We start from the raw sequence: 18110 nt of genomic DNA, 5'->3' as shown, positions 1-18110 counted from the left end.
TGTTTGTCGATGATGCAGCCCCTGCCTATCCTGCGCGCCGCACAAGAACCGGGGATTTTCATGAAGACGCTTCTCGCCGCGCTGCTGGCCGCCACTGCCCTGTTGCCCCTGCCCACCGCAGCGAAGGCCGCGCCGGCCCGCGCCGACCTGTTGATCCGCCATGCGACGCTGGTCGATGTCGAGCATGGCCGGCTGGTCCCCAACCAGGCGGTCGCGACCAGGGGCGACCAGATCGTCGCGGTCGGCAACGACGGCACGATTGCCGCCGCCTGGCGCGCGGGCAAGAATGTCGAGGCCAAGGGCCGCTATCTGATCCCCGGCCTGTGGGACATGCATGTGCATTTCGGCGGCGGGCCGGAGCTCATCGAAGAGAATAAGGCGCTGCTGCCGCTCTATATCGCCAACGGCATCACCACCGTGCGCGATGCATCGGGCGACCTGCCCTATGATGTGCTGCGCTGGCGTAGCGAAATTGCCGACGGGCGGCTGTTCGGCCCGACCCTGCTGAGTTCCGGCCCGAAGATCGAGGGGATCAAGCCGGTGTGGAAGGGCACGCTGGAAACCGGGTCGCAGGCCGATGTCGACCAGGCGATCGCCAAGCTGAAAGAACTGAACGTCAATTTCGTCAAGATCACGGACAGCACCCTGAAACCCGAGCTGTTCCTCTATGCCGTGCGCCAGGCGCGCGGCGCCGGGCTGCGCGCGTCGGGGCATATTCCGATGGCACTCACCGTCGGCCAGGCGATCGCGGCCGGGATCAGCTCGATCGAGCATATCGACTATGCCCACAAGGCGGGCGTGAAGGACGAGGCGCGGATCACCGCCGATTTCGCCGCCGGCAAGATCGACCGGGCACAGGCCAGCGCGCAGCTGGATGCCGGCTTTGACGAAGCTACTGCCATGGCCGCCTATCGCGACATGGCGGCGCGCGGCGTGTTCGTGACGCCCACGCTCAGCATCTCGCGCACCGTCGCCTATCTTGACCAGAACGATCACAGCGCCGATCCCGAACTGGCCTATATCGGCCCGCGCCTGCGCAAGACCTATGACTGGCGGATCGAGCGCGCGGCCAAGGCGACGCCCGAGCAGATCGCCCAGCGCCACGCCATTTACGAGCATAATGCCGCGATCCTGCCGCTGTTGCAGCAGGCCGGTGTGACGATCATGGCCGGCACCGATGCGGGCTTCCTCAACAGCTTCGACTATCCCGGCTTTGCCCTGCACCAGGAACTGGCGCTCTATGTCGATCGCGGCCTGACCCCGGCCCAAGCGCTGGCCAGCGCCACCCGCGCCGGCCCGGCCTGGTTCGGCCTGCTCGACCGTTATGGCGCGGTGGCAGAAGGCAAGCAGGCGGATATGGTCCTGCTGACCGCCAATCCGCTGGAGGATATCCACGCCACAAAGGCGATCGACGCGGTGATCCTGCGCGGCACGCTGCAGGACCGCGCCCGGCTCGACGCGCTGCTGGCAGAGACGAAGGCGAAGGTCGCCGCCTGGAATGCGGCGGCAACCCGGCCCTGACGGATCAGCCGCGCATCAGCATGTCGGCCGGCACCGGCAGCATGTCGACCTTGCCGGTCGCCACGTCATAGACGGCGGCGACCACCTTCAGCGTGCCGGTCTTCACCTTCTCCTCGATCACCGGTGAGGCGTTGACCAGAGTCGCCGCCTGCACCAGTGCATTGGTACGGGTGACGATGGCCGCATCCTTGCTGCGGGCGAGATAGAGGGCGGGCAGGATCGCGGGGAAGAGCGCACTGATCTGGCCCGGTACCTCGGGATTGTCGATCGCCGCCTTCACCGCGCCGCAATTGCTGTGGCCCATGACGACCAGTGCCTTCAGCCCCAGCACCGCCACGCCATATTCCAGGCTGGCGACGATTTCGGGCGTGGTGATGTTGCCGGCGATGCGGGTGACGAACAGCCGGCCGATATATTCGTCGAATACCATCTCCACCGGCACACGCGAGTCGGCACAGGAGAGGACGCCGACCACGGGCCATTGTCCCTCGGCCGCGCGCGCCTTGATGATCGACAGGTCCTGCAGATGGGCGGTCGGCTTGCCGGCGACGAAACGGGCATTGCCGGCCATGATCTCGGCCAGAGCGGCGTCCGGCGTCATAGACGCATCCGGGCCGTCGACGGGGCGCGCCGCCATTGCGGGTGCGGCCGGCAAGGCGGCCATGGCCACCCCGCCCGCCATCGTCATCGCGGTCAGAAAGGCGCGGCGGGAGGACGCGGCGCCATCCTCCTCCTGCGTCCCGTACGGCTGGTCATGCATGCCATCGACGTCCGAACACATGGGTCTGTCTCCCTGTGATGAGGAGGCGCCATGATGCCGGACTGGTTTGCGCAGGGCAATGGAAAGACCTAGACCGCTGGCATCGCCGACGATCCGATGGAGCCCCGCTTGCCCGACACCCGACTTGGCCATCCCGTCTATCGCGATATGCCGACCACCATCTTCGAGCATATGTCGGCCCGCGCGCGGGAAACCGGCGCGATCAATCTGGGGCAGGGCTTTCCCGAAGGGCCGGGACCGCAGGATGTGCTGCAGGCCGCGGCGAATGCGCTGCTGACCCGGTCCAGCCAATATCCGCCGATGCCGGGCCTGATCGAACTGCGCACGGCGCTGGCCGATCATTATGCCCGGCGTCAGGACCTCGACCTCAGCCCGCAGGACATCATCGTCACATCGGGCGCGACCGAGGCGATTGCCGCCAGCCTGCTGGCGCTGGTGCGGCCGGGGGACGAGGTGCTGATGCTGGCACCGCTCTATGATGCCTATCTGCCGCTGGTGGAGCGGGCTGGCGGCGTGGCCAGGGTGGTGAAACTGACGCCGCCCGACTGGCGCGTCACCCGCGACGCGCTGGAGGCGGCGATCACGCCCAGGACCCGTATCCTGCTGATGAACAATCCGGTCAATCCGACCAGCATCGTGCTGCGTGAGGCGGAACTGGCGCTGCTGGCCGACCTCTGCATCAGCCATGACCTGATCGCGCTGTGCGACGAGGTATGGGAGGAGACCGTCTATGACGGGCTGCCGCATCGCCCGCTGATCGGCTTTCCCGGCATGCGCGAGCGCACGGTCAAGATCGGGTCGGCGGGCAAGATCTTCTCCGTCACCGGCTGGAAGGTCGGCTGGATGTGCGCCGCGCCGCCGATCGCCACCCTGCTCGCCCGCGCCCACCAGTTCCTGACCTTCACCACCCCGCCCAACCTGCAATGGGCGGTGGCGCAGGGGCTGGGCTGGCCCGAAGATTGGCTGAACGATCAGCGCGCCGCCTATCAGGCGTCGCGCGATCGGCTGGCGGCGGGATTGGAAGCCGCCGGCTATGTCGTGCTGCCCAGCGGCGCCACCTGGTTCCTGTCGATCGACCTGCCCGCGTCGGGCATCGCGATGGACGATGTGACCTTCTGCAACCGGATCATCGACGAAGCCGGGGTGGCGGCAATCCCGATCTCCGCCTTCTACCCCGATGATCCGGTCACCCATCTGGTCCGTCTCTGCTTCTCCAAGTCGGACGCGACGCTGGATCAGGCGATCGAGCGGCTCGCCGCCTTCCGCGCGAGCCTTGGCTGACGCAGGATCGCCGCGCCCAGGATCAGCATGACGATCAGCAGAAGACCTTGGGCGGCGAGGAAGGGCGGCTCCGTGCCGGTCGGCGCCAGCCGATTGAGCGCCGGCACCTTGAGGAAACCCTTCACGACCAGCACGAACAGGTTGAGCCACAAAGCGATGGTCGCGGTCACCGCATAAATGCCCCGCGCCCGGCCGCGCAGGCCAAGGCCGTAAAAGGCGGCGAAGGCGATGATCAGCACCAGCGTCGAGAGAATGCCGACGCCGATCGCCGGGGTGAAACCGCGAAAGGGAAAGAGGAAGCCGGTGAGGCTGGTGAGCAGGGTCGTCACCAGGAACAGGCCCTGCATTTTTGGCAGGACATGTCTCCTGGCCATGGCCGGCAGGGCGACAAGGCCGCTGACAATGCCGATCAGGCTGATCGCGACATGCAGGGCGATGAAGGCGGGAATGGAAAGACCGAGGATCATGATTTTTCTCCCTGATTTCCAATGATCCGTCGGGCTCGCATGATGAGCGAGCCGGACGGGAGCCATGTCAGGCGGTCACCCGATAACGGGGCGCCGCATCCTTGAGCGACAGGTTGGGCCGAAGCGCGGCCCGCGCGGCGAGATAGGCGTCGAGGTCAGCCCGGTCCGGCAGGGCCGGAATGGTGATGGCCTCGCCCATGTCGAGTCCGGCCAGTGCCGCGTCGACCATCACCTCGACATCCATCACCATGTGCGGCGGCAGGCCGGCAATCTGTTCCGCCGTCCAGATGGCGGTGCGGGTGATGCCGGGCAGCACCGCCTGCACCTTCACGCCCTTGCTGCCCAGTTCGACCTGCAGCGCCTCGCTAAAGGCCAGCACATAGGCCTTGCTTGCGGGATAGACGGCAGTGAAGCCGTCCGGCATCAGCGCCGTGACCGACGTGATGTTGATCAACGTGCCCGCGCCCTTCGCCGCCAGCCGCGGCGCAATGGCGCGGGACAGCCGCGTCACCGCCAATATGTTGAGGTCGATCAGGCCGGTGAGATAGGCCGGGTCGGTCTCGACAAAGGCCTGTTCCCCGGCAATGCCGGCATTGTTGACCAGGCCGGTGATCGCGTCATCGTCGCGCAGCCGCGCCTCGACCCGCGCCAGATCGTCAGCTTGTGACAAGTCGGCGGCGATCACTTCCACGCTGACGCCGCTGTCGGCGCGCAGGCGGGCGGCCAGCGCCTCCAACTTCTCGGCGCGGCGGGCGACCAGGATCAGATTGGCGCCGCGCCTGGCGAAGCGATCGGCATAGACGGCGCCGATACCGTCCGACGCGCCGGTGATGAGAATGGTGTCTTTGGTCATGGGATGTCTCCTTGGAGCCACCCCCGTCCGCTTCCGCACCTGTCGAAAACGAACGGGGGTCGGAATTGTCAGCCGTTGATAAAATCGAGCAGGTCGGCGTTGAACCGGTCCTGGTGAGTCTGCGTCAGCCCATGGTCGGCGCCTTCATACACGATCAGCACCGCATCCGTAACGATCTTCACCGTCGATAGGGCGGCTGCACCGATCGGCACGATCTGGTCGTCATCGCCATGCAGGACCAGGGTAGGCACATCGACCTTCGCCAGGTCGGCATGGAAATCGCTTTCGGAAAAGGCGCGGATCGAGTCGAGCTGCCCCTTGAGGCCGCCCATCATCCCCTGCCGCCAGAACTCCTCGCGAATGCCCTCGGAGATGACCGCGCCGTCCCGGTTATAGCCGTAGAAGGGGATGGTCAGATCCCTGAAGAACTGGCTGCGATTGTCGAACGTGCCCTTGCGGATGCCGTCGAACACGTCGATCGGCAGGCCGCCCGGATTGGCTTCGGTCTTGAGCATCAGCGGCGGCACCGCGCCGATCAGCGCCAGCTTGGCGACCCGGCTGGTGCCATGGCGGCCGATATAGCGGGTGACTTCGCCGCCGCCGGTCGAATGGCCGACTAGGATGATGTCCGACAGGTCCAGCGCCGCAATCAGGTCAGCCAGATCGTCGGCATATTGGTCCATATTATTATTGTCCCACACCTGGTCCGACCGGCCATGGCTGCGGCGGTCATGGGCGATGGTGCGGAAGCCCTGATTGGCGAAATAGACCATCTGCGCGTCCCAGGCGTCGGCGCTGAGCGGCCAGCCATGGGAGAAGATAATCGGCTGGCCGTCGCGCGGTCCCCAATCCTTGTAGAAGATGCGGGTGCCGTCCTTGGTGGTGACATAGTTGCTCATGTGAAATTCCCTTCTTCTGTTCCAGAAGGGCGTCCTTCACGCCCTGTGCTTGCACTATTAGGGGCGATGGCGGAGGATCGGGATTGGCGGTTCCGACATTAAGCGGGCCGATTCCGACAAAGGACCAGGACATGGCCGACAGCAGCCTTCCGCGTGCCGAAGTGGGCTTATTGCTCTATCGCAACTGCCAGCAGGCGATGGTCCATGGCATGACCGACCTGATCGACATTGCCGGACAATTCTCGGTCCAGCATGGCGGCCCGGTGGTGCGCGTCAGCCATTGGCAGATGCAGGCCGATAGCTGCTTCGCCCGCAGCCATGACACGCATGAAGGATTGGGCGGCACGCCCGACATCTGGCTGGTCCCCGGCCGCCTGACCGGCGTGCCCGAGGCGGAGGAAGCCGCGCCCTATGCCCGCTGGCTGCTCGATCGCCATGCCGCTGGCGCCACCCTCGCCTCCAATTGCGGCGGCGCCTTCCTGCTGGCGGCGACCGGCCTGCTCGACGGCCGCCCTGCCACCACCCACTGGTGGTTCGCCGACGCCTTCCGCACCCGCTTCCCCGCCGTGCAGCTCGATTGCGACCGCATCGTCATCGACGATGGCGATATCATCACCGCCGGCGGGCTGATGGCCTGGACCGACCTTGGCATGCGACTGGTCGACCGGCTGCTTGGCCCGACGGTGATGCTCGACACCGCCAAATTCTTGCTGATCGACACGGCCGGGCGGGAGCAGAAGCATTTCGCCCGCTTCCTGCCGCGCCTGACCCATGGCGACGAGCCGATCCTAAAGGTGCAGCACTGGCTCGCCGCGCGGGAGGCGAAGGCGGTCAGCGTCACCGAGATGGCGGCGCAGGCCGCGCTGGAGGAACGCACCTTCCAGCGCCGGTTCAAGGCGGCGACGGCCATGACCCCGATCGAATATGTCCAGCATCTGCGCGTGGCAAAGGCGCGCGAGCATCTGGAATTTACCCGGCGCACGATCGACCAGATCGCCTGGAGCGTCGGCTATGAGGATGCCGCCGCCTTCCGCAAGCTGTTCCACCGCCTGGTCGGCCTGTCGCCCGGCGACTATCGCGCCCGCTTCGCCGCACCCAGCGCACAGGCGGCATGATGGCAGGCATGAGGAAGGTTCTTGCGACCTTCGACGCGCCCCGCTAAGTTCCCGTTTCGTTCCCAAAAAGGATAGTTATGGACAGCCTTGCCGCCCTTCTCATTCCCGTCGCGCTGCTGATCGGCCTCGCCGTCGGCTGGCTGCTCAAGGGCAAGGCGCTGGCGCCGCTGACCGCCGAAAAGGCCGATCTGACCGGCAAGCTCGACATCGCCACCGCCCAGCGCAACGGCGCGATCGCCGAACTGGCGGTGGAGAAGGAACGGGTCGCGCAGGGCATGGCCCAGCTCGCCCGGCTCGAATCCGCGCAGGCCGCATCCGAACAGCGGATCGAGGCGCTACAGGCCGCCGCCAGCCAGCGCATCGAGGTGATCCAGACCGAGCGCGAAGCCGCGCTGCGTGACCTCGCCGCGCTCCAGTCCGACATCCATGCCCGCACCCAGGCGTTCGAGCAGCAGATCGCCGCGCTCAAGGACGCGAAGGAACAGCTTTCCGCCCAGTTCAGCGAAATCGGCGGCAAATTGCTCGAATCCGCCCAGACCCAGTTCCTGACCCGCGCCGACCAGCGCTTCGCCCAGGCGAGCGAGAAGAGCGAGGCGCAGTTGAAGACGCTGCTCAACCCGGTCGAAACCACGCTCAAGCGCTATGAGGAAGGCCTCGCCCGCGTCGAGAAGGACCGGGTCGGCAGCTATGCCGAACTGCGCGAGGCGGTGCAGCAGGTTCATCTGGGCCAGGGCCAGGTGCGCGAGGAAACCGCCAAGCTGGTCAACGCCCTGCGCGCCGCGCCCAAGACGCGCGGTCGCTGGGGCGAACAGCAGTTCAAGAATCTCATCGAAACCGCCGGCCTTTCCCCGTTCGTAGACTTCAAGGAGGAGGTGTCGGTCGCAGTCGAGGACGGCCGCCTGCGCCCGGACTTCGTCATCAACCTGCCCGGCGACCAGCAGATGGTGGTCGACGTCAAATGCTCGCTGGTCGCCTATCTGAACGCAGTCGACCAGGTCGACCCCGCACAGCGCGACGCCCATATGCTCGACCATGCCCGCGCCATGCGCACCCATGCCGACGCGCTGGGGCGCAAGGCCTATTGGGAACAGTTCGACAAGGCCCCCGACTTCGTCATCATGTATGTGCCCGGCGACAATTTCGTCACCGCCGCGCTGGAGGCGGACATGGAGCTGTGGGAACGCGCCGCCAAGAATCGCGTCATCATCTGCGGCCCGGCCACCTTCCTGCCGCTCGCCCGCACGCTGGCGGGCCATTGGCGCCAGGCCAAGATGCAGGAACAGGCGCAGCAGGTCGGCCAGCTCGGCAAGGAACTCTATGAGCGCCTGTCCGTCGCCGCGACCCACCTCAAGCGCCTCGGCTCCGGCCTCAACAGCGCAGTCTCCAACTATAACAGCTTCATCGGCAGCTTCGAAACCCGCGTCCTGTCCACCGGGCGCAAGTTCCGCGATCTCGACATCGAGACCGGCGGCAAGGAGATCGAGGCGATGGAACCGCTCGACGTCCTCGCCCGTGACGCGCAGGCCGACGAAGCGCGCGCGCTGCCGGCGGCGGAATAGGATCGTCTCGGGCTAGCTTGCCGCCACAGGCGCGGACGGAAGCGTCGCGGATCCCGGACGACGCGGCCGCGCCTGCATCCAGGCAATCAGCCCCGCAACCGCCAGGCTGGCGGCAACGCCGCCGGCCACGGGCACGCCCAGCATCAGCCCCGTCATGCAGACCGGGGCATGAACGGCATAAAGCGGAAAGGAAAGTGCCCCCGCCGCCGTCATCCACCGCGATTGTCGCTGCCAGCGCAGCCCGCCCGCCAGCATCAGCGGACAGACCAGCAGGATGAAGACCATGCCACTGATCCAGCCATCCGCGTCGATCACCGTGCCGATGCCAAAATAGAGCGGCATCGCGACCAGGGCCGCCAGCGGCGGAACGGCAATGGTCGGCCTGTCGCGCCACCAGCGCCACAATATGACCCCCATGCCATAGGCGCACATCACCCGCGGCAGGCCGAAGAAGAAGCTGGCAGGCTGCGCCCCCACGTCCATCCCCACACGACTGGCGACAACCGCGAACAGGGTCGCGCTCAGCAGCACGACATGCACCAATATCCTGGTCGACAAGCGGCGCAGGACAAGGCCGTGGGCCATGTTGGCGATCAGTTCCAGGAGGATCGACCAGGCCGGCCCGTTCAACGGATAGAGACGCCCGGTGAAGAGGCTGGGAATCAGCAGCAGATTGGCAAGGGCCACCGGCCAGAGCGACATCTCATTGGTGAGGAGGAAGCCGGGCAGCGCGATCAGCCCGGCTATGGCCATCACTGGCAGGAAGCGTCGATATCGCGCACGAACAAAGTAGATGGTCGACAGCCCCTGCCCCAATCGCGCTTCATAAGTGCGCGCCATCACATAGCCGCTCAGCATGAAGAAGAAGTCGACCGCCAGATAGCCGTTGCCCCGCGCGTCGCCCGTGGTCCAGGTCAGCGCATGGAACAGCAGGACGCTGAGTGCGGCAATCCCGCGCAATCCATCGAATCCGATCAGCCGCCCCTGCATGGCGCGGCTATAGCGGGCAAGCCTTAAGAATCTGCCCATTGCCGCCCCGCCCCGGCGCTGGCATGGCTGCCCCCATGAAAAAGATCGGCCTGCTTGGCGGCTCCTTCAATCCGGCGCATGGCGGGCATCGCGCCATTTCGCTGTTCGCCAGGGACGCCCTGGGTCTCGACGAAATCTGGTGGCTGGTATCGCCCGGCAATCCGTTGAAGCCCGCCAGGGGCATGGCGCCGCTGCCCGTCCGCCTTGCCCATGCGCAGAAAATCGCCCGCCGCGCGCCGATTCGCGCCACCGCGATCGAGCGCCAATTGGGCACGCGCTACACCGTCGACTCGCTGCGCGCGCTCCGCCAGCGCTACCCCCGCAACCACTTCGTCTGGCTGATGGGCGCCGACAATCTGGCGCAATTTGGCCAGTGGCGCGACTGGCGCGGCATAGCACGACAGATGCCCATTGCCGTCATCGCCCGTCCGGGCTATGATGACGCTGCCCGTGGCTCTACGGCCATGAGTTGGCTGCGGCGCTTCGTCCGGTCCGCGCGCCAGAGTGCAGACTGGACGAATTGGAGACCACCGGCGCTCGTGCTATTGCGCTTTCGCCCTGATCCAAGATCGGCAACCCTGCTACGGCAGGCGGACCCCCTCTGGCATCGCGAATATGAAGCAACGTGTGTGCGCGATCCGCTCACGCGCCGGATGATCGTCTAGATTGGAGTTTAATTGACTAACCTCGCCCCTGCCAACGATACGGCGCCTGCCGCCGATAGCGTGGCCGCCCTGCACGCCCTTGTCATGCAGTCGCTCGACGACGACCAGGCGCAGGAAACCATCTCCATCCCCCTCGAAGGCAAGAGCAGCATCGCCGATCATATGGTGATTGCGAGCGGCCGTTCGTCGCGTCAGGTCGCGGCGATCGCCCAGCATCTGGCCGAACGGATCAAGAAGGCCACCGGCCGCTCCGCGCGGGTCGAAGGCCTGCCGGTCGCCGACTGGGTGCTGATCGATGCCGGCGACGTGATCGTCCATCTGTTCAAGCCGGAAGTGCGCAGCTTCTACAATCTGGAACGGATGTGGGGCTTCGTCGACGCGCCGGTCGCGGGCAACGCCTGATCCTTGCCGTCGCGCCCTTCGACATGGGCGCGATGACAGGCTAGGGGGGAGCCATGCTCCTCCACATCATCGCGCGCGGCAAGATCGGGCGCTCGCCCGAAGCCGATCTGGTCGACCGCTATGTCAAGCGGCTGACCATGCCGCACAAGATCACCGAAATGCCCGACCGGGGCGGCAAGCTGCCGCCCGTCGGCCCCGGCACGGTGACGGTCATGCTCGATGAAAAGGGCAAGCAACTTTCCTCGATGGACTTTGCCCGGCGGATCGAGGGCTGGCGCGACACCGGCACGCGCGAGATCCGCTTCCTGATCGGCGCGGCCGACGGCTTCGACGATGCCGAACGGACCAATGCCGACCTGCTGATCGCCTTTGGCGCCATGACCTGGCCGCACATGATCGCCCGCGCCATGCTCGCCGAACAGCTGTGGCGCGCCTGCTCGATCCTCGCCAACCACCCCTATCACCGCGAAGGCTGAGGCTCGACATGCCCACGGCTTGCGCCTAGTCAAAGCCCTATCGGGCGGGACAAGCGGTTGAAGCGCAGCATCATCAGCAACAGCATCACGGGCATCGCACTGGCGGGCATCGTGGCCCTTGTCGCCACGCGCCTGCCCGCCGCGGACGATGCCGCGATCATCCTGCCCGGCACCGCCGGCACCACGCTGGCACAGGAACAAAAGGCGCTGCGCGACGCCCGCCGCCAGTCGGTGGAGGCTGCCGACCGATCGGTCCGGCTGGAGCGCCAGGCCGGCATGGCCCGTGACGAGGCCGAACAGGCCGGCCGCCGCGCCGCCGCCATGGCCGCCCGCATCCAGCAGGCCGAGGCCGATGTGCAGGCCGCCCAGGCCCGCATCGCCATCATTGCCCGGATGCAGCGCACCCAGGCCGCGCGCCTCGCCGCCAGGCAGGAACCGGTGGTGCGACTGACCGCCGCGCTGCAGATGATGAGCCGCCGCCCGCTCGCCCTTGCCCTCGTCCAGCCCGGATCGATCAGCGACGCCGTCCATATGCGCGCGGTGCTGGGACAGGTGCTGCCGGTGATCGAGCAGCGCACCGCTGGCCTGCGCGCCGAGCTGGACCGCAGCCGCGCGATCCGCGCCACCGCGCAGCAGGCCGCCGACGCCCTGACCAAGAGCCGCCGCGATCTTACCGATCGCCAGGCCGCCCTGCGCCAGCTCGAAACGCAAAAGCGCGTCGCCGCCCGCGACTATCGCGCCAATGCAGGCCTCGAAAGCGAACGCGCACTGGCGCTGGGCGAGAAGGCGCGCGACATTGTCGACCTGATGGACCAGCTGGAGGTGGCGAGCGACCTGCGCGATCGCCTGGCGCAACTGTCCGGCCCGGTGCTGCGCCCCGCCCGCCCCGACCAGGCCGGCGCCCCTGCCCCCGACCGCGAGGCGCTGGACAGCGGCCCGCCGCCCTACCGCCTGCCCGTCGTCGGCCAGCTCGTCACCGGCATGGGCGAGGTGAATGACGGCGGCGTGCGCTCGCGCGGCCTGACCCTGGTGACCCAGGCCGGCGCCCAGGCAGTCGCGCCGACCGCCGGCCGCATCGCCTTTGCCGGTCCCTATCGCGGCTATGGCCAGATTCTGATCATCGACCATGGCCAGGGCTGGACCACGCTCATCACCGGCCTGCACCGCGTCACCGCCCAGGTCGGCGAAAGTGTGCGCCAAGGCGACCCGGTCGGCCTCACCGCCGCCCAGGGCCGCCCCACCGTCACCATCGAACTGCGCCGCAACGGCCGCCCGGTGGACATCGTGCCGCTGGTGGGGCTGGGCTAACGCAATCGCAAGACTTGCCGCTTACGCCTGCTTGGGTGAACGCTCATACGCCTTTGCCCCTGCCCGCACATGAGATCTGGCCCGACCTGTGGCAGAGCGCCAGTGCTTGGCGGGGACGGATGATCGAAGAGTTTGCCCGCGCCGAGGCGGCCGTGACCGAGGCGTTGATCCAGCTTTCCAATGTCCCGACCAAGGGCAAGAACATCAATCTGCCCCATCTTGTGGGCCAGCGATTTGCCGCACTGGCCGAGGCCATCGGGACCGACGGCCCATTTGCCGTTGAAGGCAAGGCACTATCCAAGGCCCTGGAAGAGTTCATCGCCTTTGAAACGCTGCGCGCGACCTTGTGCCATGGCACACAGACCATCACCGTCGATCACAAAGGCCGATGGCACGTCACCTTGCGTTTGCAGGCATTACGGAACGGCAAAGTCGTGCGCGAGACGTTGGTGCTCGACGAAAACGAAGCCATCGAACGTTGCAAAATGATTCATGCGGCGCGGCAACGGCTCGAGTCCAAGATCAGCCTCATGATCAAGGCTCTCGCCGGATAAGGCAATAATCACCCCCATTAACCCCACGCTCATCGACGCCAGGCAACATTGGTCGAAGCGCGCTTTTGCGTTGGATAGCGAATCGACGTATATCGATCCCTTGATGCGGACTCCAAGGACAGCCATGAAATCCACCTTCCTGCAGGGCGCGGTCGCGCTCGGCGCGCTTGCGCTCATCCCCGCCACCACCGCGGCGCTCGCCGATGGCGAGGCATCGAGCTACAAGGCGCTCGACGAATTCATGGACGTCTTCCAGAAGGTCCGCAGCGATTATGTCGAGAAGGTCGACGACGAAAAGCTGATCAAGGGCGCGATCGACGGCATGCTTGCCAGCCTCGACCCCCATAGCAGCTTCCTCGACGCGCGCGATTTCCAGAATCTGCGCACCCAGACCGAGGGTAGCTATGGCGGCCTTGGCCTGTCGGTCACGCAGGAGGATGGCGCGGTCAAGGTGATCGCGCCGACCCAGGATACGCCAGCCTGGCGCGCCGGGATCAAGGCGGGCGACTATATCACCCATATTGACGGCCAGCTCATCTATGGCGGCACGCTGGATGAAGCAGTGGACAAGATGCGCGGCGCGCCCGGCACCAGCATCAAGCTGACCATCGTGCGCACCGGCCGCGACAAGCCGATCGACCTGACCCTCACCCGCGAGATCATCGAGATCAAGCCGGTGAAGTGGGAAGTGAAGAACAATATCGGCGTCATCAACATCGTCAGCTTCTCGGCCAATACGGGCGCCGATGTCCGTTCGGCGATCCGCAGCATCGACAAGAGCCTGGGCCACAAGCCGACCGGCTATATCCTCGACCTGCGCTCAAACCCCGGCGGCCTGCTGGACGAAGCGGTGTCGACCAGCGACGTCTTCCTGGAGCGCGGCGAGATCGTATCGCAGCGCGGCCGCAACAAGGGCGATGTCGAACGCTATTATGCCAAGCCCGGCGATGACGCGCAGGGGCTGCCGGTGATCGTGCTGGTCGATGCGGGCTCCGCATCGGCCTCCGAAATCGTCGCCGGCGCGCTGCAGGATCAGCATCGCGCGCTCATCATGGGCGAACGCAGTTTCGGCAAGGGCTCGGTTCAGACCATGCTGCCGCTGTCGAACACCACCGCGCTCAAGCTCACCACCGCGCGCTACTTCACGCCTTCGGGCCGCAGCGTGCAGGAAGGTGGCATCCAGCCGGACATCAAGGTGCCGCAGCTCAGCGACCCGGATTACAAGGATCGCCCCAAGTTCCGCGAAAGCGACCTGCGCCGCCACCTGATCAACGAGATCAAGACCGACGACGCCGCGCTGGAAGAGGACAGCAAGGAAGATCCGCGCTTCGCCCAGACCGCCGAGGAGCTGAAGAAGAAGGGGATCGAGGACTTCCAGCTCGATTATGCGCTCAAGACCATTTCCCGCCTCGCCGGCACGCCGGGCGCCACCATCGCCCAGGCGCAGCAGGCCGCTGCGCGCAAGCCCGGCGCGAAATGAGTCGTGCCCGTTCGGATGACCGGACGGGCAAGTTCAGCATGACGAAAGGCGGACAAGGGTTTAAGCGGGCGATATGAACAGCTTGTCCCCCGCCCTGGGCCGCGCCCGCCTGCTTGCCCTGCTCGTGCCCCTGATTGCGCTGGGCACGGCCTATGCCTCCCAATATCTGGGCGGCCTGCATCCGTGCGAAATGTGCTGGTGGCAGCGTTACCCCCATATGGCGGCGATCCCGCTGGCGCTGGTCGCCTACGCCCTGCGCGGCCGCGCCTGCATGAGCGGGCTGTTCGCCGGTTTCGCCGGCATCGCCATCGGCATCAGCGGCGCCATCGGCCTGTTCCATGCCGGGGTCGAATATGGCTGGTGGGAAGGGCTGACCGCCTGCTCGACCACGCCGACCGGCGGCAGCAGCGCCGATATTTTGAGCCAGATCATGGCAACGCCGATCACCCGCTGCGATGTCGCGCCCTGGAGCCTCTTCGGCATTTCGCTGGCAGGCTATAACGGCCTCTTGTCGGGCGCGGCCGCGCTCGCCATCTTGGCCCTGCTGCTGAAAGCGAGGAAGGCATGAGCGCCACCAAGGATTTCCCGCGTCCCGGACGTCGCACCAATGCAACTGATCGCGCCTCCATGGTGCGCGTCGACCAGGCCGGCGAATTCGGCGCGGTGCGCATCTATGCCGGGCAGCTTGCGGTGATGGGCGATCGCCATCCCTATGGCCGGCTGATCGCCGGCATGGCCGCGCAGGAGGAACGTCATCGGGCCGCCTTCGACGCGCTGATCGCCAAGCGCGGCGTGCGCCCGACCGCGATCCATCCGATCTGGAATGTTGCCGGTTTCGCCCTAGGCGCTATGACCGCCGCGATGGGGCCAAAGGCCGCCATGGCCTGCACCGCCGCGATCGAGACCGAGATCGACCTTCATTATGAAGAACAGTTGCAGCAACTGGGCGAGGATGATCCGGAACTCTCTGCCCTGATCAAGGATTTCCAGGCGGAGGAGGTCGAGCATCGCGACGCCGCCATCGCCCATGGCGCGGAACAGGCCCCGGCCTATCCGCTGCTGTCCGGCGCGATCCGCCTGGGTTGCCGCGCCGCCATCGCGCTGTCGAAGCGCATCTGAATAAGGGACGGACCGATGATGAAGACCCCGTTGATCGCTCTGGCCGCCGGCCTGATGCTGGGCACCGCCGCCCCCGCGCTCGCGCAGCAGGACAGCGCCCCCACGGCCGCCACCAGCACCGGCTCCGAAAAGGTCAATCTGGTCATCGTCTATGGCGATGATGCCTGTCCCCAGAGCCAGGGCGACGGCATCGTCGTGTGCGCCCGCAAGGGCGAGGAGGAACGTTACCGCATTCCCGAGCCGCTGCGCGGCGACCCCAACAAGCCCAGCAACCAGGCCTGGGGCGAGCGGGTGAAGTCGATGGAATATGTCGGTCGCGACGGCACCGAAAGCTGCTCGCCGGTCGGCGGTGGCGGCGCCACCGGCTGCTTCGCCAAGCTGTCGCGCCTCGCCAAGGCGGAACGGCAGCAGGCCGACAATGCCAGCTGGAAGGATCTGGTCGAAGCCGAGCGCGCCAGGCGCCTGTCGACCATCGACGCCGACAGCGAGGCGATCGAAAAGCGCGTTCTGGCCGAGGAAAAGGCCGACGCCGATGCCAAGAAGGCGCAGGAACAGGAAGTCCCGCCCCGGCCGTGACGGCATGGGGCGTCCTGCGGCGTCTGTTCATATCGATCCCGCGCCAGTGCAGCGCGGGACGAGCGGGGTGCAACCGGGGCGAATGAAGGAATTGATGATGCGTCTCCCCCGCCCCCTGCTGATCGCCGGCCTGGCCGCGCTGGCCCTGCCCGCCGCGCCGGCCGTCGCCCAGGATGATCCGCCGCAGAAGATCTTCAACCTCATCGTCTATGGCGATGATCCCTGCCCGACCGGCCAGGGCGAGGAAATCGTGGTCTGCGCCCGCAAGCCCGAATCCGAACGCTATCGCATCCCCAAGAAGCTGCGCGAAAAGCCCGAAGAAGTGGGAGGCCCCGGCTGGGGCAGCCAGGTCGCGACGATGGAACAGACCCAGCGCCAGATCCTGCCCAACAGCTGCTCGGCCATCGGCAGCAACGGCTTCACCGGCTGCACCGCCCAGATGCTGCAACAATGGTTCGCCGAACGGCGGATGCAGCAGAGCAGCAGCACGCCCTGAGCCGCTGCAGGCGAGCGGGCCTGAATAGCTAGAGCCATGCTGAACTTGTTTCAGCATTCATCAAACCCCAGCACCGGTGGACCTGTTGGGAAGGACAGGCCCTGAAACAAGTTCAGGGTGACGGTGATGGGTGACACAGGCGATGACCACCAACAGGGCCTAATGTATCAACACACGCCCTAGCGCGGATACAGCCCGTCCATATGCGCCAGGCTCTGCACGATCAGCGCCTCCAGCACGTCCATGTCGATATCCGCCAGCCGCTTGACATAGAGGCAGCCCTTGCCGCGCCGATGCTTGCCCAATGCCATGAAATCGGCGTCGTCGAGACCGGCGAGATAGAAGACCAGCTCCGCCTTGCGCGGCGCAAAGCCGATCCGGCACATGTCGCCCTCACGCCCGCTGTCATAGCGATAATGATAGCGGCCAAAGCCGATGATGCTCGGCCCCCACAGCCGTGGCGGCTCGCCCGACAGCCGCGCCATCAACGCCGCGACCATCCGACCATCCGCCTGTCGCTCGGCCGGTTCGACCGTGTCGAGATAGGCGGCGACATCCGCCATCGTCTCCGTGGTCTTGTTCTCACCCGTCGCCATCGGCTTGCCTTTCGCGGCCTGTCCGACTACAGGCTAGCGCGTCATCTGGGGAGTAGCCAGCCGTTCCGCTGAAAGGGACGGGCCATATGTCAACATATTTGGCCGAGAGGCCATGGCATATGGGATGCGGTATCAGCCGCATCGGGCGAGACCAATGGCATCGGCTTCCCAGTCCGGCCGGGCGGGGAAGACGGTGGCATTGTGTCTTTTGTCAGAGCCCGGCCCGGACGTTCTTCATGGAAGCCTTCCTCACCTCCACCGCCCTCGTCGCGCTCGCCGAAATGGGCGACAAGACGCAGTTGCTGGCCATGCTGCTCGCCACCCGCTTTCGCAAGCCGGTGCCGATCATCCTGGGCATCTTCGTCGCGACCATCGCCAATCATTTCCTCGCCGCGCTGGTCGGCCATTCGATTGCCGGGGTGCTGACCCAGCCCTGGTTCCGCTACGCTGTCGCCGCCAGCTTCATCGCCATGGCACTCTGGACGCTGGTGCCCGACAAGATCGACGAGGATGCGCCGCTCAAGGCCCCGTCCAAGGCCGGCGTGTTCGTGACCACGCTCGTTGCCTTCTTCCTGGTCGAAATGGGCGACAAGACGCAGGTGGCGACCGTGGCGCTGGGCGCCCAGTTCGACAATCTGCTCGCCGTCACCGCCGGCACCACCTGCGGCATGATGCTGGCCAATGTCCCGGCCGTGCTGTTCGGCGAAGCACTGGCGAAGCGCGTGCCGATGCGCGCGCTGCAGATCGGTGCGGCCCTGCTCTTCCTTCTCTTGGGCCTTTGGATGATCGCCGGACTGCAGGGCTGGATCGGCTGATTGGCTGGTCGCGTTTTCCGAGCCATCGGGTGATACCACCCGATTAGAAAACGCTCCAGAAAAGGGAACGCCGCCGCCGGCGGGCGGTTGTCAGCGGGCGGCGGAAGTTGCAAGGGAA

The 18110-nt window shown here is 66.3% G+C and carries 21 protein-coding genes and 1 riboswitch; of the genes, 15 read left to right on the top strand and 6 right to left on the bottom strand.

Going from position 1 to position 18110, the window contains the following annotated elements; translation table 11 throughout:
• Nucleotides 1–60 precede the first annotated feature (60 nt).
• Nucleotides 61–1521: an amidohydrolase family protein gene (locus DIZ22_RS20080; protein WP_048936438.1), complete on the top strand. Its 1461-nt coding sequence runs from the start codon at nucleotides 61–63 to the stop codon at nucleotides 1519–1521.
• 4 nt (nucleotides 1522–1525) lie between these two features.
• Here DIZ22_RS20080 and DIZ22_RS20075 read toward each other — a convergent pair whose 3' ends face one another.
• Nucleotides 1526–2302 carry a carbonic anhydrase gene (locus DIZ22_RS20075; protein WP_122928689.1) on the bottom strand — a complete coding sequence of 259 codons (777 nt, stop codon included), beginning with the start codon at nucleotides 2300–2302 and terminating at the stop codon, nucleotides 1526–1528.
• A gap of 96 nt (nucleotides 2303–2398) precedes the next feature.
• Between DIZ22_RS20075 and DIZ22_RS20070 the strand changes: the two genes are divergently transcribed.
• Complete coding sequence (locus tag DIZ22_RS20070; RefSeq protein WP_122928686.1) at nucleotides 2399–3583, top strand: aminotransferase; 1185 nt, start codon at nucleotides 2399–2401, stop codon at nucleotides 3581–3583.
• Here the strand turns inward: DIZ22_RS20070 and DIZ22_RS20065 are convergent.
• The 3 genes from DIZ22_RS20065 to DIZ22_RS20055 all read right to left on the bottom strand — a co-directional run bounded on the left by DIZ22_RS20065 (nucleotide 3538) and on the right by DIZ22_RS20055 (nucleotide 5802).
• Nucleotides 3538–4050, bottom strand: coding sequence for a hypothetical protein (locus DIZ22_RS20065; protein WP_048936230.1), 513 nt, complete (start codon nucleotides 4048–4050; stop codon nucleotides 3538–3540). The genes DIZ22_RS20070 and DIZ22_RS20065 overlap by 46 nt on opposite strands.
• Nucleotides 4051–4117: 67 nt before the next feature.
• The gene (locus tag DIZ22_RS20060; RefSeq protein ID WP_048936229.1) at nucleotides 4118–4903 is read right to left on the bottom strand and encodes an SDR family oxidoreductase; all 786 of its coding nucleotides are present in this window, start codon (nucleotides 4901–4903) and stop codon (nucleotides 4118–4120) included.
• 68 nt (nucleotides 4904–4971) lie between these two features.
• Nucleotides 4972–5802 carry an alpha/beta hydrolase gene (locus tag DIZ22_RS20055; protein WP_048936228.1) on the bottom strand — a complete coding sequence of 277 codons (831 nt, stop codon included), beginning with the start codon at nucleotides 5800–5802 and terminating at the stop codon, nucleotides 4972–4974.
• A 131-nt stretch (nucleotides 5803–5933) separates the two neighbouring features.
• On the opposite strand from DIZ22_RS20055, the gene DIZ22_RS20050 reads away from it, so the two are divergent.
• Both DIZ22_RS20050 and rmuC read left to right on the top strand, forming a co-directional pair.
• The gene (locus DIZ22_RS20050) at nucleotides 5934–6917 is read left to right on the top strand and encodes a GlxA family transcriptional regulator (protein ID WP_048936227.1); all 984 of its coding nucleotides are present in this window, start codon (nucleotides 5934–5936) and stop codon (nucleotides 6915–6917) included.
• A 77-nt stretch (nucleotides 6918–6994) separates the two neighbouring features.
• Nucleotides 6995–8476, top strand: coding sequence for a DNA recombination protein RmuC (gene rmuC, locus DIZ22_RS20045; RefSeq protein WP_048936226.1), 1482 nt, complete (start codon nucleotides 6995–6997; stop codon nucleotides 8474–8476).
• Nucleotides 8477–8488: 12 nt separating this feature from the next.
• On the opposite strand, the gene DIZ22_RS20040 is transcribed toward rmuC, so the two are convergent.
• Nucleotides 8489–9505, bottom strand: a complete 1017-nt coding sequence (locus DIZ22_RS20040) for an acyltransferase (RefSeq protein WP_080993505.1) — start codon at nucleotides 9503–9505, stop codon at nucleotides 8489–8491.
• A gap of 35 nt (nucleotides 9506–9540) precedes the next feature.
• On the opposite strand from DIZ22_RS20040, the gene DIZ22_RS20035 reads away from it, so the two are divergent.
• The 10 genes from DIZ22_RS20035 to DIZ22_RS19990 all read left to right on the top strand — a co-directional run bounded on the left by DIZ22_RS20035 (nucleotide 9541) and on the right by DIZ22_RS19990 (nucleotide 16581).
• On the top strand, nucleotides 9541–10170 hold the full coding sequence (locus DIZ22_RS20035) for a nicotinate-nucleotide adenylyltransferase (RefSeq protein WP_048936224.1): 630 nt from the start codon (nucleotides 9541–9543) through the stop codon (nucleotides 10168–10170).
• A gap of 12 nt (nucleotides 10171–10182) precedes the next feature.
• A complete protein-coding gene (gene rsfS, locus DIZ22_RS20030) occupies nucleotides 10183–10572 on the top strand; it encodes a ribosome silencing factor (protein ID WP_004209841.1) in 390 nt (129 codons plus the stop codon).
• 53 nt (nucleotides 10573–10625) lie between these two features.
• Nucleotides 10626–11048: a 23S rRNA (pseudouridine(1915)-N(3))-methyltransferase RlmH gene (locus DIZ22_RS20025; protein WP_004209840.1), complete on the top strand. Its 423-nt coding sequence runs from the start codon at nucleotides 10626–10628 to the stop codon at nucleotides 11046–11048.
• A 57-nt stretch (nucleotides 11049–11105) separates the two neighbouring features.
• A complete protein-coding gene (locus DIZ22_RS20020) occupies nucleotides 11106–12356 on the top strand; it encodes a peptidoglycan DD-metalloendopeptidase family protein (protein WP_048936222.1) in 1251 nt (416 codons plus the stop codon).
• 119 nt (nucleotides 12357–12475) lie between these two features.
• A complete protein-coding gene (locus DIZ22_RS20015) occupies nucleotides 12476–12910 on the top strand; it encodes a hypothetical protein (RefSeq protein WP_048936221.1) in 435 nt (144 codons plus the stop codon).
• 124 nt (nucleotides 12911–13034) lie between these two features.
• A complete protein-coding gene (locus DIZ22_RS20010; protein ID WP_048936220.1) occupies nucleotides 13035–14390 on the top strand; it encodes a S41 family peptidase in 1356 nt (451 codons plus the stop codon).
• 73 nt (nucleotides 14391–14463) lie between these two features.
• Nucleotides 14464–14958, top strand: coding sequence for a disulfide bond formation protein B (locus DIZ22_RS20005; RefSeq protein ID WP_004209835.1), 495 nt, complete (start codon nucleotides 14464–14466; stop codon nucleotides 14956–14958).
• Nucleotides 14955–15509, top strand: a complete 555-nt coding sequence (locus DIZ22_RS20000; RefSeq protein ID WP_048936219.1) for a demethoxyubiquinone hydroxylase family protein — start codon at nucleotides 14955–14957, stop codon at nucleotides 15507–15509. Before DIZ22_RS20005 ends, DIZ22_RS20000 begins: the two co-directional genes overlap by 4 nt.
• 15 nt (nucleotides 15510–15524) lie before the next feature.
• On the top strand, nucleotides 15525–16085 hold the full coding sequence (locus DIZ22_RS19995) for a hypothetical protein (protein ID WP_010336965.1): 561 nt from the start codon (nucleotides 15525–15527) through the stop codon (nucleotides 16083–16085).
• Between the two features lie 97 nt (nucleotides 16086–16182).
• Nucleotides 16183–16581 carry a hypothetical protein gene (locus DIZ22_RS19990; protein ID WP_004209832.1) on the top strand — a complete coding sequence of 133 codons (399 nt, stop codon included), beginning with the start codon at nucleotides 16183–16185 and terminating at the stop codon, nucleotides 16579–16581.
• Nucleotides 16582–16760: 179 nt separating this feature from the next.
• Here DIZ22_RS19990 and DIZ22_RS19985 read toward each other — a convergent pair whose 3' ends face one another.
• Nucleotides 16761–17177 (bottom strand): DUF1801 domain-containing protein, encoded by a 417-nt coding sequence (locus tag DIZ22_RS19985; RefSeq protein ID WP_048936218.1) that lies wholly within the window; start codon nucleotides 17175–17177, stop codon nucleotides 16761–16763.
• A 34-nt stretch (nucleotides 17178–17211) separates the two neighbouring features.
• A riboswitch (yybP-ykoY riboswitch) is annotated at nucleotides 17212–17320 on the top strand.
• 93 nt (nucleotides 17321–17413) lie between these two features.
• Here DIZ22_RS19985 and DIZ22_RS19980 point away from each other — a divergent pair.
• Nucleotides 17414–17992, top strand: coding sequence for a TMEM165/GDT1 family protein (locus DIZ22_RS19980; protein ID WP_048936217.1), 579 nt, complete (start codon nucleotides 17414–17416; stop codon nucleotides 17990–17992).
• Nucleotides 17993–18110 lie beyond the last annotated feature (118 nt).

The sequence above is a fragment of the Sphingobium sp. LF-16 genome (assembly GCF_003711185.1).
GTDB lineage: Bacteria > Pseudomonadota > Alphaproteobacteria > Sphingomonadales > Sphingomonadaceae > Sphingobium > Sphingobium yanoikuyae_A.
Note: the sequence above shows the minus strand (reverse complement) of the source record. Positions and strands in the feature narration are given on the sequence as shown.